Source organism: Alcaligenes nematophilus (assembly GCF_026344155.1).
Taxonomy (GTDB): domain Bacteria; phylum Pseudomonadota; class Gammaproteobacteria; order Burkholderiales; family Burkholderiaceae_B; genus Alcaligenes; species Alcaligenes phenolicus.
In genome coordinates this window covers 933,642-947,963 of record NZ_JAPKMZ010000001.1, presented here as the reverse complement: position 1 = coordinate 947,963, position 14,322 = coordinate 933,642, and the positions used below count along the sequence as shown (strand labels likewise).

The window sequence follows — 14,322 nt, the reverse complement described above, 5'->3', positions numbered from 1 at the left end:
ACAGCAATGAGCGTCAGCTTTATGGGTAATGAACCCGTTTTATACGTCTGGGAGGGGAGTTCCGATCTGGTGACGCGTGCCGAGCGCGCCATGGAACCCAGTTCGGTAGCGGTCATGCGCGTAGAGCCTTCCCTGGTGCTGGACGCCGAGCGTCATCCCACGCGCCATGCGGTTGCATTGGTGTCCGTCAGTGTGATGGCCCAGGGACGTTTTGAGCAGCACCAGTGGCTGGTCGAGCACGCCATTCCGGTGATCTGGGTGGCCTCGGAGGACCGAGGCTACGACCCGCGTTTTTACCCCTCGGCCTACTCCTATACTTTGCCGCTGTCTTTCAGTCAGGCTGAGCTGCGCACCCTGGTGGCCAAGCTGGCCGGGCTGACCGCACAGGTCGAGCGCGAAGGGCAGGGTGGTCCTCAACCATTAGTAGCCGTATCGCCTGTGATGCGGGCCTTGATTGCTGAAGCGGATATGTACGCCGATAGCGGGGCCAGTGTTCTGATTCATGGTGAAACAGGTGTGGGCAAAGAACGCATCGCTCAATTGCTGCACGAACGTTCTTCACGAGCGCAAGGGCCCTTTGTTCCGGTGAATTGCGGGGCGGTGCCTGAGGGACTGTTTGAAGCCCACTTCTTCGGCCACGCGAAAGGGGCTTTTACTGGTGCTATTGGTGCTCATAAAGGTTATTTCGAGCAGGCGGATCAAGGCACCTTGTTCCTGGATGAAATTGGGGATTTGCCCCTGCATCAACAGGTCAAATTGCTGCGTGTACTGGAACAGCGTTCCGTGACGCGTCTGGGGTCGACGCAACAGATTCCGGTAGATTTTCGTATGGTGGCCGCTACCAATAAAAACCTCTTGGGACTGGTGCAACAAGGCCAGTTCCGTGCGGACTTGTATTACCGTTTGGCCGTGGTTGAGCTGCTGATTCCGAATCTGGAACAGCGTGGCTCCCAGGAAAAAATCGCCATTTTCTGCGCCTTGCTGGAACAGGCCCTGGAGTGTGACGTCGAGGACATCCCTCAATGGGTTCTGGATGCGGTGGGCAGCATGCGCTTTAACGGCAATGTGCGCGAGCTGGCTAATCTGGTGGAGCGCGTTGCTGTCATGAGCAAGCAGTTTGGGGCCTGGGAGTCGGTGCAGTTGCGGCAAGTGCTGGAACGTTTCAATGCCCCCGTTATGGCCCCGGCTCTGGCTTTGCCTGAAGGTGCGCCCATTTTGGAGCGGCCCGAGCCCGTCATCAGCCTGAGCGCACAGGAGCAGGAAGAGCGTGCACGTATTATTTCGGTTCTGGATACCCAGAACTGGCGACGGCAGGATACCGCTGCCGTATTAGGGATTTCTCGTAAAGTTTTGTGGGAAAAGATGCGCAAATTCAACATAAAGGCACAAGATGCGACAAGCCGCGTTTAGAATACGGGCTGATTCTGTGTATCAAGCTAAACACAAAAAAATTGTTTATCAAGGGATGGGTATGGTGAACCTTAGTCAGAAGACGGCGGTGTTGCTGTCCTTGGGGGGACTTCTTTTCTTGTCAGCGTGCAGCTCGGTGTCTTTGGTGCAGGAGCCAGAGCGGCCCGTGGTCGCGCAAACCCAGGAACAAGAGGTTGAAGAGGTAGCCCCGGTTGCGGCTCCAGCTGCTCCAGCGCCCGCAGCGGCCCCGGCTTATCAAAACACCACTGTGGCTCAGTTGCAGCAGCTGATTCAGGCCCGTGCCGTGCAAGAGCTGCGTACCGCCTATAACGGTCGCTTCGGTGCCAGTCTGTTGTTCTCTGCCGAAAGCATGACCTACTACGTGGCCCTGTTCCAGCAGCGTGAGTTCTGGCGCGTCTTCAAGACCACCGACGAATCCCTGGCCGAGCGCATGTACACCCAGTACCGTCAGGACACGGTGGACTATGCCGCCGCCGATCTGGAGCGCATCAAGCTGCAGGCTGAAGTTGCCAAGGCTGAAAAGCAATTGAATGAAAGCGCCGATCAATTGACCGTGCTGCAGAACGACTTGGCGTTGCAGCGTCAGCAAGAGGCCTTGGCCATTGCTCAGCGCGAGGAGTCCCGTCGCGAAGCCCAGGCGCTGGCCGAACAAGAGCGTGAAGCCCGAGAGCAGTTGCGTGAATTGCAGAGTCAGATCAAGGATCTGGAGCGACAGCGTGCCGGGATGTTGCAGCGTCAACGAGGTCGCTGATCGCTGCAATAGCAAAGCCTGATTGAAAGCCCGCACAGTCGCAAGACTCTGCGGGTTTTTTAATCGTAAATAAAAAAAGACCCGAAATTCGGGTCTTTTAACTTGCTGCTTGATAAAGGTCTGATGCTACCGCGACAAGTACCGCATTGCCTCTTCCAGCCCTGCGCTGGTGACGGGGTACATATGGTCGGACATCAGATTCTGAATGATGGCAATGGACTGGCGGTACGGCCAGTAAGCCTGCGGCTCGGGGTTGAGCCAGGCAATACGTGGCCAGTGGTCGTTCAGTCTTTGCAGCCAGGCTGCGCCGGTTTCCTTGTTGTAGTGCTCGACAGAACCACCTGGGGCCATGATCTCGTAAGGACTCATGGTGGCATCGCCCACGATAATGACGCGCCAGTCCTCGTTGTACTTGCGCAGCAAATCCCAGGTTTCCAGTCGTTCGCTTTGGCGGCGTGAATTGTTCCGCCATACCGATTCATACACGCAGTTATGGAAGTAGTAGGCCTCCAGGTGTTTGAATTCGGAACGTGCGGCCGAGAACAGGGACTCAACCTGGGCGATGTGGTCATCCATGCTGCCGCCTATATCCAGCAACATCAGCACATTGACGCGGTTTTGTCGCTCGGCCTGCATTTGCAGGTCCAGCATGCCCGCATTGCGAGCCGTCTCGCGTATGGTGCTGTCCAGATCCAGCTCGGTAGGGGCACCTTGGCGTGCAAAGCGTCGCAGGCGACGTAGCGCCATCTTGAAGTTGCGTGTGCCCAGCTCTTGCTGGTCGTCGTAGTCCACGAACTCGCGCTTTTCCCAGACCTTGATGGCGGTACGGTTCCCTGCCGAAGGGCCACCAATGCGGATACCTTCGGGGTGATAGCCACCATGTCCAAACGGCGAGGAGCCGCCGGTTCCAATCCACTTGTTGCCGCCTGCATGACGCCCTTGCTGCTCTTTCAGACGTTCCTTGAACATCTCCAGCAGCTTTTCCAAGCCATGCTTTTCCAGTGCGGCTTTCTGTTCCGGAGTCAGGTTGCGCGTCAGGGTTTTGCGCAGCCAGTCCTCGGGCAGGGTTTTTTCTTTGGCCAGCGCTTCCAGCTGCGGCTGATAGAACTCCCCAAAGGCCAGATCAAAGCGGTCGTAAAGCGTTTCGTCCTTGATCAGCACCAGTCTGGATAGATGATAAAAATCGTCCAGCGTGGGCGGCATGATGCCTTTGCACAAGGCGTCCAGCAGCGTCAGGTGTTCCTGAATGGACACTGGCAGGCCACGTTCACGCAGGTGGTAGAAGAAATCAAGCAACATGGCTGTGCTGCCTTAGTTTGTCCAGCAAGTGGGCGCGGGTATCGGGCCACTCGCCTGCCATCAAGCTGTAGAACATGGTGTCGCGTATCGTGCCATCGCGGCGGATGGCATGGTGGCGGACACGACCATCGAAACGCGCTCCCAGCCGGGTGATGGCTTGCTGAGATTTGAAATTCAGGTGGTCGGTACGCCAGCCCACGACTCCGGCTCCCAAGGTCTCGAACGCATGTTGCAGCAGGAGCAGTTTGGCCGCGGTATTGACGTGGCTGCGCTGGGCGCTGCGCGCGTACCAGGTGTAGCCGATTTCCAGGCGGGACACTGGCGCAATAATGTCGTGATAGCGCGTAGTGCCGACAGCCCGGTCTGTTCTCAGGTCACGCACCAGAAAGGGCAGCATATGGCCTTGCTCCAGGCCGTCCAGCGCCTTTTTTACATAGTCCTGGGCCTGGCCGGGGGCGGGCACGCTGGTTACACGTACATTCCAAAGTTCGCCATCGGCAGCGGCGGCTTCCAGTAACTCCACGTGCGCCAATTGCAAAGGCTCCAGACGCACGTCCCATCCTTCCAGCGTCACGGGGGCCAATGGCTGGGAAAAAGCGCTTGTTTGCATATCAGCTCCGGCGCTGGCTGCGTTGGCTCATGGCGGCCAGACGCTGCATCAAGGACAAGTCCTGTTCGTTTTTCAGCAAGGCACCGGCCATAGGGGGCAAGCCTTCATCCAGCTCGTGCAGGGCATCGGCAGGAATGTCGTTGGCCAGCAGCAGACGCAGCCAGTCCAGGAATTCCGAGGTAGACGGCTTTTTCTTCAGACCGGGGACATCTCGCAGGGCAAAGAAGGTATCCAGGGCGCTGGACAGAATGTCGCTGCGCAGATTGGGGTAATGCACCGCCACAATCTGTTCCATGGTTTCGCGCTCGGGGAAGCGAATGTAATGGAAGAAACAGCGGCGCAGGAAGGCGTCGGGCAGGTCTTTTTCATTATTGGAAGTAATGATGATCAAGGGACGATGGCGCGCCTTGACGGTCTGGCGAGTCTCATAGACATGAAACTCCATGCGGTCCAGTTCCTGCAGCAAATCGTTGGGGAACTCGATGTCGGCCTTGTCGATCTCGTCGATCAGAACAACCGTGGGTTCCTCGGACTCAAACGCTTGCCACAATGTGCCTTGCACAATGTAGTTGCCAATGTCGCGAACTTTTTCATCTCCCAGTTGGGAGTCACGCAGACGCGACACCGCATCGTATTCATACAGGCCCTGGTGGGCCTTGGTGGTGGACTTGATGTGCCATTGCAGCAGGGGGCGTCCCAGGGCACGGGCCACTTCCAGGGCCAGCAGTGTTTTGCCGGTACCGGGTTCACCTTTGATCAACAAAGGGCGTTGTAGCGTCAAAGCGGCGTTGACGGCCAGCTTCAAATCATCAGTGGCAACGTACTGATCGGTGCCTTCAAAACGGGTCGTAGTAGTCATAAATCGGCTCAAACTTGTACTTAAAATGTTGATCTGTCAAGAATAGAAACTCGGGTATAAATACTAGTATCAGTCATCCTTGGCAATTATCATACAATCGACTCAGTACTCGTCGGTCAGCATCACAGAGCCAGGTGTCGCGTTGATTCCTTTTTGCTGCAATAGACGCAGAGCCTGACCCGGACCGTTTTCAACTCCACGACAAAGCGAATAGCGATGATGAAGTTGCAAATGAAGCGGTATGTCTCTTTCTTTCTTCTGGCCTCAAGCTCCTGTCTGCCCTGGGCAGCCCAGGCGCAGGATTCCGAGCCGATCAAGGCCAATCCCGAGGCGGCGCGCGACAAGATCTCCATGTGTATAGGCTGTCATGGCTTGCCCGGTTACAAGGCCAGCTTTCCCGAGGTCTATCACGTCCCCATGATTGCCGGGCAGGGGGCTGCTTATATAGAAGCAGCGCTCAAGGAGTATGCCAGCGGCGCTCGAACCTTCCCCACCATGCAAGCCATTGCGCTGAGCTTGTCCGAACAGGACATGGCGGATATTGCCGCGTATTACGCGGGCAACAAACCTTGAGGACGGGGAGGCACCTATGAGAAAAACAGTCTTGCTGGTGGCAATGGGGCTGATGGCCGGGGTGGCCGGTCAGGCAATAGCCGCTGAGGATCTGGCCAAGGCCGGCGGGGAAGCCTGGAAGAATCTGAATTGCGCATCCTGTCATGGTGACGATGCGAAAACGCCCTTGAACCCGGAATATCCCATTCTGGCCGGTCAGCATGCCGATTATTTGCGGCAGGCCTTGATGGCTTACAAGCGTGGGCAGGCCGGGGCACCGGCAACGTCCAATATCCGCAAGAATGCCGTTATGGGGGCTATGGCCAATACCATGAGCCAGGCGGATATCGACAGTATCTCCGTATGGCTGTCGCGTCAGCCCGGCCCCTTGAGCAATAGAAAGTAAGGCAGCCTGCGACTTTAGTCGCGCGTGCTGTGGCGCAAAATCAATTCGATATAGCGCTCGTTGTTCAGCGGTGTGCCCAGACGTTGTGCTTCCCAGATCACCTCGCCCAGCGCTTCCATAATGATGTGCGCTGCGGCGTGCTGATCGTGCCGGGTCAATAGGCGCTGATACGCTGCCTTGATGCCCGGAGGCTGGTCAATGGACAGTTGTTCATTGATAGCCAGGTGCATGGACAGATGCAGGAAGGGATTGCTGCGTCCTTGCTCCACGGAATAGTCCTGGTTGACGGCGTCGGCGTTGCGCAAGTCGTCGTGGTATTCAGGGTGCTGTTGCACCAGATCCACCGCCATGGTTTCCAGAGCGGTCAGCAGATGACCACTTTGGTGCTTGTCCCAAGCTTCAATGAAAAATTGGCGAACCTGCTCGCGAGAGGGGTTGAACATGGTGGAATCGAGATAAAAATAGTCAGAAAATGCGAATCTTCGGCGCGTGTTTTGCGTGAAATGGTGGGGGCGCAAGGCCGGCACAAGCTGCAATCGGGGCCGTGTAGAATGGATAAGTTGCCAAGAATGCAAGCATTTTTGGCAAGCTTTGAGTTTACAGGTGCCTGAATACGCGCGAATTAAGTTAAACTCTTATATAAGACTTCGGAAACGCGAAAGCGTTCCGTGTTTAGCTATCCCTAATATTGGAGCACAACTGGAGCATCCATGTCCTATCAGCATATCAAGATCCCCGCGTCGGGGCAGAAAATTACAGTTAACGCGGATTTTTCCCTGAATGTTCCCGATCAACCCATTATTCCTTACATCGAGGGTGATGGTACGGGCGTGGATATTTCGCCAGTCATGATTAAAGTGGTCGACGCTGCTGTTGCCAAGGCTTATGGCGGCAAGCGCAAGATCGAATGGATGGAAGTGTTCGCCGGTGAAAAATCCACCAAGGTGTACGGTTCCGACGTCTGGCTGCCAGAAGAAACTCTGGATGCCGTTAAAGACTACGTCGTGTCCATCAAAGGCCCTCTGACCACTCCCGTTGGCGGCGGCATCCGTTCCCTGAACGTGGCCCTGCGTCAGCAACTGGACCTGTACGTCTGCCTGCGCCCAGTGCGCTACTTCAAGGGTGTTCCTTCGCCTGTGCGTGAGCCAGAAAAGACCGAAATGGTCATTTTCCGCGAGAACTCCGAAGACATTTACGCCGGTATTGAATTTGCTGCCGAGTCCGAAAGCGCCAAGAAGCTGATCGACTTCCTGCAAAACACCCTGGGCGTGAACAAGATTCGCTTCCCCAATACCTCCGGTATCGGTGTCAAGCCTGTTTCCCGCGAAGGTACCGAGCGCCTGGTGCGCAAGGCCATCCAGTACGCCATCGACAACGATCGCTCTTCCGTGACCATCGTTCACAAGGGCAACATCATGAAGTTCACCGAAGGTGGCTTCCGCGATTGGGCTTACGAACTGGCTCAAAAAGAATTCGGCGCTGAATTGATCGACGGCGGCCCATGGTGCAAATTCAAGAATCCCAAGACTGGTCGCGAGATCATCGTCAAGGATTCGATTGCTGACGCCTTCCTGCAACAGATTCTGCTGCGTCCTGCCGAGTACGACGTTATTGCCACACTGAACCTGAACGGCGACTACATCTCCGACGCTCTGGCTGCTCAAGTGGGTGGTATCGGTATCGCTCCCGGTGCCAACCTGTCCGACTCCGTGGCCATGTTCGAAGCTACCCACGGTACTGCTCCCAAGTACGCTGGCAAAGACTACGTGAACCCAGGTTCGCTGATCCTGTCTGCCGAAATGATGCTGCGTCACATGGGCTGGACCGAAGCTGCTGACCTGATCATCTCCAGCATGGAAAAATCCATCACCTCGCGTAAAGTGACTTATGACTTTGCCCGTCTGATGGAAGGCGCGACTCAAGTGTCCTGCTCCGGCTTTGGCGATGTCATGATCGAAAACATGTAATGAATACAGGCTGTTAAAGCCGGTTTTCTGCATGACAAACCGCCGACCTTCGGGTCGGCGGTTTTTTTTCGTCTCATGCTGGCGCAGGCCATTTTTCTCTCTTTTTCTGCTTTTTTTTGTGCTCAAAATATTTTTGATCGTTAGTTTTATGCAATTAAAAATAAGCTTGGCACATGATTTTTACTAGGTGAAAACCCGAATAAACTCAATAAAACAAGCAGGTTTAGCGGTTTCCATGATTATTGATATTGCGATTAACTGACGATAGCTATAAATTTGCCATATCAAATAATTCTAAGGAGCTGTTATGACTATCACAGGAGCTACATTGGTCGCCGAGCGCGAGCGGATCACCGTTACCCAGGCGCCATCCCGTCAGGAGACAGAGGAGATTTTGGAGCGTATCCACGAGATCGGCCCGCTGCTACGTGAGTTGGCCCCGCAGGCTGACCGTAATCGCATGTTGTCAGACGAGGCGGTTCAGGCTTTGGAGTCCACCGGGGCCTGGCGCATTTCGGCCTTGAAGCGCTACGGCGGTTATGAGGGTGGGGCGGAGATGCTCTTGCAATGTGCCAGCGCCGTGGGCTATTACGATCCGGCAGCAGCCTGGTGTGTGGTGATCTCTAATGGTTCGGTCATGCTGGCCAACCGCTTTAGCGATGCCATGCTTGATGAGGTGTTTGCAGACGGTCCAATCCGTGCGGCGTCCATTTTTGCCCAACCCCAAGGCACGGCAACGCCGGATGGCGATGGCTGGCGCATTACGGGCAAGTGGCCTTTTGCCTCGAACAGCAATCACTCGGACTGGGCACTGGGGATTTTGTTCATCAAGGAAAACGAGCAGGTCGAGCCTACCGTGGGCTTTGTGCTGATGCGTCGTGATGAGTTTGAAATTCAGGATACCTGGTACACCATCGGTATGCGCGGCTCGGGCTCCAACACCATGGTGGCAGAAAACCTGTGGGTGCCCAAAGAGCGCCTGATTACGTTTCAGCAACTGATGGGTGATGTGCAGGAGCAAGATCCCTTGGCTACATTTGGTCGTCGTTTGACGCCGCATCTGACCATGTCCACCTGCATTCAAGCGCCATCTTTAGGGGCCGCGCAAGCCGCCGTGGATTTCACTACTGGTGTCAGTGGCAAGCGCGGCATTACCTATACCCATTACAAGAAGCAGTCGGATTCGGGGGCGTTTGTGCAGAACCTGGGAACGGCCAGTATTCAGATTGATGGTGCCCGCTTATTGTTGGAACGCGCTGCGGCTCAAATTGATGCTGCTGCCTCTGGCACCGTGCCCATGCCTTTGGAGCTACGTGCCCGTCACCGCGCCGGAATCGGCCATGCCGGACACGAACTGGTGGATGCGGTGAACAATCTGTGCTGGTTACATGGCACGGCCTCTTTTGCGGAAAACAGTTTGCTGGGCCGCATGTGGCGGGATATTAATACAGGTACTCGCCATGCTTCGATTACCGCCCCTATGGGTTATGAGCTACACGGTAACGGCATGACCGGTACGCCTTACATTTCCAACAAGCTCTAAACCATGACGGCGACATTGCTGGTCAATGCTCCCTCGCGACGTTGTCATGCCGATGGCGTAGAGGTGCGGGCCTGGTATGGCCTGCGTTACGCCCAGGGTACGCGTCGTTTTGAAGCGGCGCAGGCGGCGACGGGGCGAGTGGCAGCGACCTCTCTGGATCAGGTGCCCGTATTCCCGCAGCGCCCCAGCCGCCTTGCGGCGGTGATGGGCGCAGGCAGTGCCAATCCGCAATCTGAAGATGCTTATTTTCTGAATGTGTGGGCTCCCGCCCAAGCGCAAGGTCTGCCTGTGCTGTTCTTTATCCACGGTGGAGCCTGGATGAGTGGCGGCGCTTCTTTGGATTGGTATGACGGCACCCGCCTGGCAGCGCAGGGCATGGTGGTGGTCAATGTGAATTACCGTCTGGGTGCCTTGGGGCACCTGGGCGATGCACAAGCTGACGATTTGCCTTTGCCGGCAGCCGACCTGCTCTTGGCACTGCAGTGGATGAAAGATCGTATCCATGCCTTTGGCGGAGACCCGGACAAGATTACCTTGATGGGGCAATCGGCGGGTGGCTGGTATGCGCATTTGCTCAGCGTGCTGGAGTCCACACGAGGCTGGATTGATCGTGTTGCTTTGCTCAGCATGGGAACGCGCACGCCGTGGTCACCCGAGCAACAAAGGAAAACCACAGAGCGCCTGCGACAAAGCCTGGGTGATCAGTGGCTGACGGCGAACGTGGATATCTTGATGCAGCACGGCATGATGGCCTTGGACAAAGAGCCGCCACGTTTGGCTCATGCTCCTTCGGCATTCTTGCCTGTGGCCAGCGCCGGGATGCCGCCCGACTTCTTAAATCCTGACTGGGCGGCACAAGCCTGCCATGCGCAGGCGGTGTATCTGCGTTGTACTGCCCAAGAGTCCTCGGTGTTCTTTTTTGACGTGCCTTTTCATCGGCAGGCGACGCAAGAGCAGGTCGATCAGGCTTTGGGTGTATGGCCTGTGGGAGACTTGCCAGACAGCCTGCTGCGAAATGGGGTGTATCAGGGAGCAGGTTCGGGTCTGACGCCGTATCAGCAAGTGGTGGCCGCGTCGTCCTGGTTGCAATTCCAGCGTTTTCCCACGCAGTATGCGGCTAGTCTGAAAGCAGCGGGGCGCTCGGTGGTCTGGAGTGGCTTCATGGAACAAAGCCCGCTTGAAGCGGTGTTCAGCGGGCATTGTTTTGATTTGCCTTTCCAGTTTGGCAACTTCCGGGCCTGGCGGGATGCACCCATGATGCAGGGGGTGACGTCGGAGCGGTTTGAGCGCGTCGCCCAGGATTTGATGGGCGACATTGCACGCTTTGCAGGGGCCTGAGTAAAGGAGCAGGTTTACTCCGTGCCGCGGGCCTTCCAGTTTGGAATGGCCTGCTGCACGTGCTGCGAGCTCAAGGGACTAAGCAGTCGATGCAAGTCACCGAACAATTTGCGGGCGGTATTGCCTACCCAGTTGTCTGGCAATAGCTCGGGTGCCAGGCCTGGGTCCAGAAAGGGCAGTCTGCGCCAGCGTGTCACCATAGGCATATAGAGTCGGAAGGCTTCCAAAGGGTCGGCCGTGCCTTGGCGTAAAGCGGTTTGCCACGCTTCGACTTCGTGTTGATACGAGTTCAAGAAGGACTGGTACTCATTGGCCAGCTTGTCCCAATTCCACCAGCGGGAGATTTTTTCCTGAATATCGCTCAGGCCGCTGGGTTCGCAGGTGAACAGCTCAATATAGGGCCAGAGCTGGTGCTCGCGTATGTACTCGACAGCCTCTGCCTGCAAGCGCGCCGGACCTATATACAGGCCCGCATTTACCGTGCCAAACCCCATGCGAGCCAAGCCTGTACGAATCTTGTGACGGTTCTGGCGTTCGCTTTCCGGAACGGAGAAGGAGACCAGCAGCCAGGGGTCCCGAATATTCATGGAGGGGGAGGAAAAAATCCGCTCGTCACCGGCCTGCATATGCGGCTCCAGTTCGGCCGCCAAGGCATAGCCTTTGCCCGAGGCGGCTTGTTGGCTAACTAGTACGCCTTTTTTCTTGAGCCGGGAAATGGCGGAGCGCACGCTGGACGGTTCAGCACCCAGGTCGGCCAGTAGTTGAACCACGCTGGCCACGGGAATGATGACGCCGGTGGGGCGGGCGAACAGACCGTAGAGCGTCAGAATGTAGTGGTGCGGGGCAAGTTGCTCGTGCTCGCCATGGTCTCGGCTAGCGATGAACTCATCAATCGCGACGCTTGCTTTCATTCTGTTTTCCGGTGGTGGGGCTGATTGCTACCCATTTTTGATAGTAGGTTTGTAGCGGGCCATTTTACCGTGCGTGCCCCGGCGGCGCTAGCGTAGCCGCACTGGGGCTGCTTGCGTCCTGTTTGCCAGGGCGCCAGCTTGAGCTTCTTAGGGCAGGCTTTTCTCCAGCACGCTGTCCAGCACGACGATGTCCTGAATGTGCGGGGCGATGGCATCCAGCATGGCCTGGTGAGCATCACTCTGTCTGTAGGCGTCCAGTGCTTCTTGAGTGCGGAATACAGAAAGCAGGGCATGGCTGTAGCGCGCCGAGCTGCGTGACAGGTTCGGCACCCATTCAAAGCGTTCTATGCCGGAGCATTCCTGATGTATGCGGATAAAGGCCTGGTCCAGCTTGGGGGCGAGTTCCGGGCTGACAGGGGTGTGGGGTGCCATCAAAACGATATGTAGATACATGCTGTCCTTGTGGATTCCGGGAGGTTTTAAGCTCATAACTTATTGCAAATAAATAATGACGAAAGATAATACGCAATAATATTCGGTTGAATTGTATAGGCCTATAGCTTTTAAAACGACGAATTTTCATAGGGTTAATACCTAAATTCAACAAAAACCATCCTTATTTGCCTATTTTGTTATTGCAAATAAATGACGATCGAGACAGAATTGAGGCCAAGCGAGTGTGTTGTCGCAGAGCTCGCCTCATTTTGGGTTTTGGGTCTTTAACGCCTGAGCAGAGTCATCGTCATGAAAGAAAACATAAGTGGGTTGGGAGCCAGGGTGGTGCGCGAAGCCTTCGGACATTTTCCATCCGGGGTAGCGGCCATTGCCGCCGTACTCGATGGCAAGCCGCAAGTCATTGTTGCGTCCAGTTTTTCCGTAGGGGTTTCGCTGGATCCGCCTTTGGCCGCCTTTTTTGTGCAGAAAAGTTCCTCGACCTGGGCGCTGCTGTCTCGCGCCTCGCGTCTGGGGGTGTCAATTTTGAGTGCTGAACATGCGGCTATTTGCCGTCAGCTGGCCGGACCGGACAAGGACAGCCGATTCAGCGATATCGAGGTCGAGCTGACCGAGGAGGGGGCCGTCCATATACAAGGGGCATCAGTCTGGTTTGACTGCAGTGTTTTTCAAGTGCATCCCGCCGGGGACCACGATGCCGTGCAATTGCTTATCCACGATGTGCAGATCGAGCGCGAAATTTCGCCACTGATCTTTCATCGTTCTCGTTTCACGCAGTTGGTGGCCTGAGCCACCGGATCAAAAACAATAAACAAGAAGCATAACTATCACAGTGAAGGGGACATCTCTTGGACGCACATACACCATCTTTGCGCGAGCAGCCCATGACTGCCGCGCAGCGTCGACGCGTTATTTTGGGGGTTGGGGCGGGTAACGCCCTGGAGTGGTACGACTGGACGGCTTATTCGATTTTTGCCGCTTATTTTGCCAAGCAGTTTTTCCATAGTGAGGACCCGCTGGCGGCTTTGCTGGGCACACTGGCGGTATTTGCTGTGGGTTTTTTCATGCGCCCGCTGGGAGGCATCTTTTTTGGCTGGTTGGCCGATCGCAAGGGGCGGCGTTTCACCATGACCCTGTCCATGCTGGTGACAGCCTTGGGCAGTTTGGTGATTGGTATTGCTCCTACGTATGACATGGTGGGGCCGATTGCCGCCCTGTTCTTGTTGATGGGCCGTTTGTTGCAAGGGATTGGCCACGGTGGGGAGGTGGTTTCTTCCTTCACCTATGTCACCGAAATGGCACCTGCTCATAAACGTGGACTGTGGTCCTCCTCCGTGTTTGTGTTTGTCACGATCGGGGTATTGGCGGCTGTGTTGCTCAGTGCCTGCCTGACCAGTCTGCTGGGTGAGGATGTTGTTCGGGCCTGGGCATGGCGTGTGCCTTTTGTCTTGGGTGGGGCCTTGGGGGTATATGCGCTGTATCTGCGTAGAAAGCTGGATGAAACTCCCATGTTCAAAGCCCGTCAGGCCGCAGCGCAAGCGGCAGGCAAAACGGCGCGCCCGGGCGCCCGCGTGTTCTGGTCGGAGGTCTGGAAGTATCGCAGTGCCTGCTTGCGCGTATTTGCCTTGTCGGCCGGCGGCACCGTGCTGTATTACGTCTGGGCCATCATGGCGCCCACCTTTGCCATTACCTCCCTGGGCATGCCTGCCGCCAAAGTGATGTGGGTGGGGGTAGGGGCCAATCTTTTCCTGATTCTGTGCCTGATTTTCTGGGGCGCATTTTCGGATCGTTTTGGTCGCAAGGCGAACTGGTATTTCTTCTCCATCGGTTCAATCATCAGCATCATCCCGCTGACCATGGTGCTGACCGGCGGCCAGGGCGAGATCTGGCGTCTGGTGGTGTTCATGGCGGGCGGCATGCTGTTGATCTCGGCACCCACCGCCATCATGCCGGCCTTTTTCCCCGAGCAGTTTCCGACTCGCATTCGTGCGGTTGCCATGGGCTTGCCCTATTCGGTTGCTGGTGCCCTGACGGGCGGGACCGCTCCCTATTTGCAAGCCTGGCTGCATTCCATCAATCAAAAACAGGTTTTTGACTGGTACCTGATCGGCCTGTGCGTTCTGGCCCTGTGGGCCACCATTGCCTCGCCCGAGACCAAGGGCAAGGATTTGCACGACTGATGTGTACAGGCGCTGCCCGGTT

15 protein-coding genes are annotated in these 14,322 nt (G+C 56.2%); 9 read left to right on the top strand and 6 right to left on the bottom strand.

Features of this window, described 5'->3' with window-relative positions:
- Positions 1 to 6 precede the first annotated feature (6 nt).
- Both OSH04_RS04490 and OSH04_RS04485 read left to right on the top strand, forming a co-directional pair.
- Complete coding sequence (locus OSH04_RS04490) at positions 7 to 1,410, top strand: sigma 54-interacting transcriptional regulator (RefSeq protein ID WP_009456771.1); 1,404 nt, start codon at positions 7 to 9, stop codon at positions 1,408 to 1,410.
- Positions 1,411 to 1,471: 61 nt separating this feature from the next.
- Positions 1,472 to 2,182 carry a DUF2968 domain-containing protein gene (locus OSH04_RS04485; protein ID WP_266107995.1) on the top strand — a complete coding sequence of 237 codons (711 nt, stop codon included), beginning with the start codon at positions 1,472 to 1,474 and terminating at the stop codon, positions 2,180 to 2,182.
- Between the two features lie 126 nt (positions 2,183 to 2,308).
- Here the strand turns inward: OSH04_RS04485 and OSH04_RS04480 are convergent, their stop codons facing one another.
- The 3 genes from OSH04_RS04480 to OSH04_RS04470 are packed head-to-tail and all read right to left on the bottom strand — an operon-like array spanning position 2,309 to position 4,950.
- Positions 2,309 to 3,481, bottom strand: a complete 1,173-nt coding sequence (locus tag OSH04_RS04480) for a vWA domain-containing protein (protein ID WP_266107994.1) — start codon at positions 3,479 to 3,481, stop codon at positions 2,309 to 2,311.
- Positions 3,471 to 4,091 carry a GNAT family N-acetyltransferase gene (locus tag OSH04_RS04475; RefSeq protein ID WP_266107993.1) on the bottom strand — a complete coding sequence of 207 codons (621 nt, stop codon included), beginning with the start codon at positions 4,089 to 4,091 and terminating at the stop codon, positions 3,471 to 3,473. Before OSH04_RS04475 ends, OSH04_RS04480 begins: the two co-directional genes overlap by 11 nt.
- Position 4,092: 1 nt before the next feature.
- A complete protein-coding gene (locus tag OSH04_RS04470; RefSeq protein WP_009456767.1) occupies positions 4,093 to 4,950 on the bottom strand; it encodes an AAA family ATPase in 858 nt (285 codons plus the stop codon).
- A gap of 216 nt (positions 4,951 to 5,166) precedes the next feature.
- Here OSH04_RS04470 and OSH04_RS04465 point away from each other — a divergent pair, with 216 nt between their 5' ends.
- Positions 5,167 to 5,523, top strand: a complete 357-nt coding sequence (locus tag OSH04_RS04465; RefSeq protein ID WP_009456766.1) for a c-type cytochrome — start codon at positions 5,167 to 5,169, stop codon at positions 5,521 to 5,523.
- Positions 5,524 to 5,539: 16 nt separating this feature from the next.
- Complete coding sequence (locus OSH04_RS04460; protein WP_026483220.1) at positions 5,540 to 5,908, top strand: c-type cytochrome; 369 nt, start codon at positions 5,540 to 5,542, stop codon at positions 5,906 to 5,908.
- A gap of 14 nt (positions 5,909 to 5,922) precedes the next feature.
- Here the strand turns inward: OSH04_RS04460 and OSH04_RS04455 are convergent, their stop codons facing one another.
- Positions 5,923 to 6,351, bottom strand: coding sequence for a DUF1841 family protein (locus tag OSH04_RS04455; RefSeq protein ID WP_009456762.1), 429 nt, complete (start codon positions 6,349 to 6,351; stop codon positions 5,923 to 5,925).
- Positions 6,352 to 6,618: 267 nt separating this feature from the next.
- Here OSH04_RS04455 and icd point away from each other — a divergent pair, with 267 nt between their 5' ends.
- The 3 genes from icd (at position 6,619) to OSH04_RS04440 (ending at position 10,756) form a co-directional block, all read left to right on the top strand.
- Positions 6,619 to 7,875 (top strand): NADP-dependent isocitrate dehydrogenase, encoded by a 1,257-nt coding sequence (gene icd / locus OSH04_RS04450; protein ID WP_026483219.1) that lies wholly within the window; start codon positions 6,619 to 6,621, stop codon positions 7,873 to 7,875.
- A 307-nt stretch (positions 7,876 to 8,182) separates the two neighbouring features.
- The gene (locus tag OSH04_RS04445) at positions 8,183 to 9,418 is read left to right on the top strand and encodes an acyl-CoA dehydrogenase family protein (RefSeq protein ID WP_035274528.1); all 1,236 of its coding nucleotides are present in this window, start codon (positions 8,183 to 8,185) and stop codon (positions 9,416 to 9,418) included.
- Positions 9,419 to 9,421: 3 nt separating this feature from the next.
- Positions 9,422 to 10,756 (top strand): carboxylesterase family protein, encoded by a 1,335-nt coding sequence (locus OSH04_RS04440; protein ID WP_266107991.1) that lies wholly within the window; start codon positions 9,422 to 9,424, stop codon positions 10,754 to 10,756.
- 14 nt (positions 10,757 to 10,770) lie between these two features.
- On the opposite strand, the gene OSH04_RS04435 is transcribed toward OSH04_RS04440, so the two are convergent.
- Together OSH04_RS04435 and OSH04_RS04430 are read right to left on the bottom strand one after the other, a co-directional pair.
- Positions 10,771 to 11,667 carry a PaaX family transcriptional regulator gene (locus OSH04_RS04435; RefSeq protein ID WP_083053247.1) on the bottom strand — a complete coding sequence of 299 codons (897 nt, stop codon included), beginning with the start codon at positions 11,665 to 11,667 and terminating at the stop codon, positions 10,771 to 10,773.
- Between the two features lie 147 nt (positions 11,668 to 11,814).
- On the bottom strand, positions 11,815 to 12,156 hold the full coding sequence (locus OSH04_RS04430) for a Dabb family protein (RefSeq protein WP_257112159.1): 342 nt from the start codon (positions 12,154 to 12,156) through the stop codon (positions 11,815 to 11,817).
- A gap of 255 nt (positions 12,157 to 12,411) precedes the next feature.
- On the opposite strand from OSH04_RS04430, the gene OSH04_RS04425 reads away from it, so the two are divergent.
- A complete protein-coding gene (locus OSH04_RS04425) occupies positions 12,412 to 12,909 on the top strand; it encodes a flavin reductase family protein (protein WP_009456753.1) in 498 nt (165 codons plus the stop codon).
- A 59-nt stretch (positions 12,910 to 12,968) separates the two neighbouring features.
- A complete protein-coding gene (locus tag OSH04_RS04420; protein ID WP_235484276.1) occupies positions 12,969 to 14,300 on the top strand; it encodes an MFS transporter in 1,332 nt (443 codons plus the stop codon).
- Positions 14,301 to 14,322 lie beyond the last annotated feature (22 nt).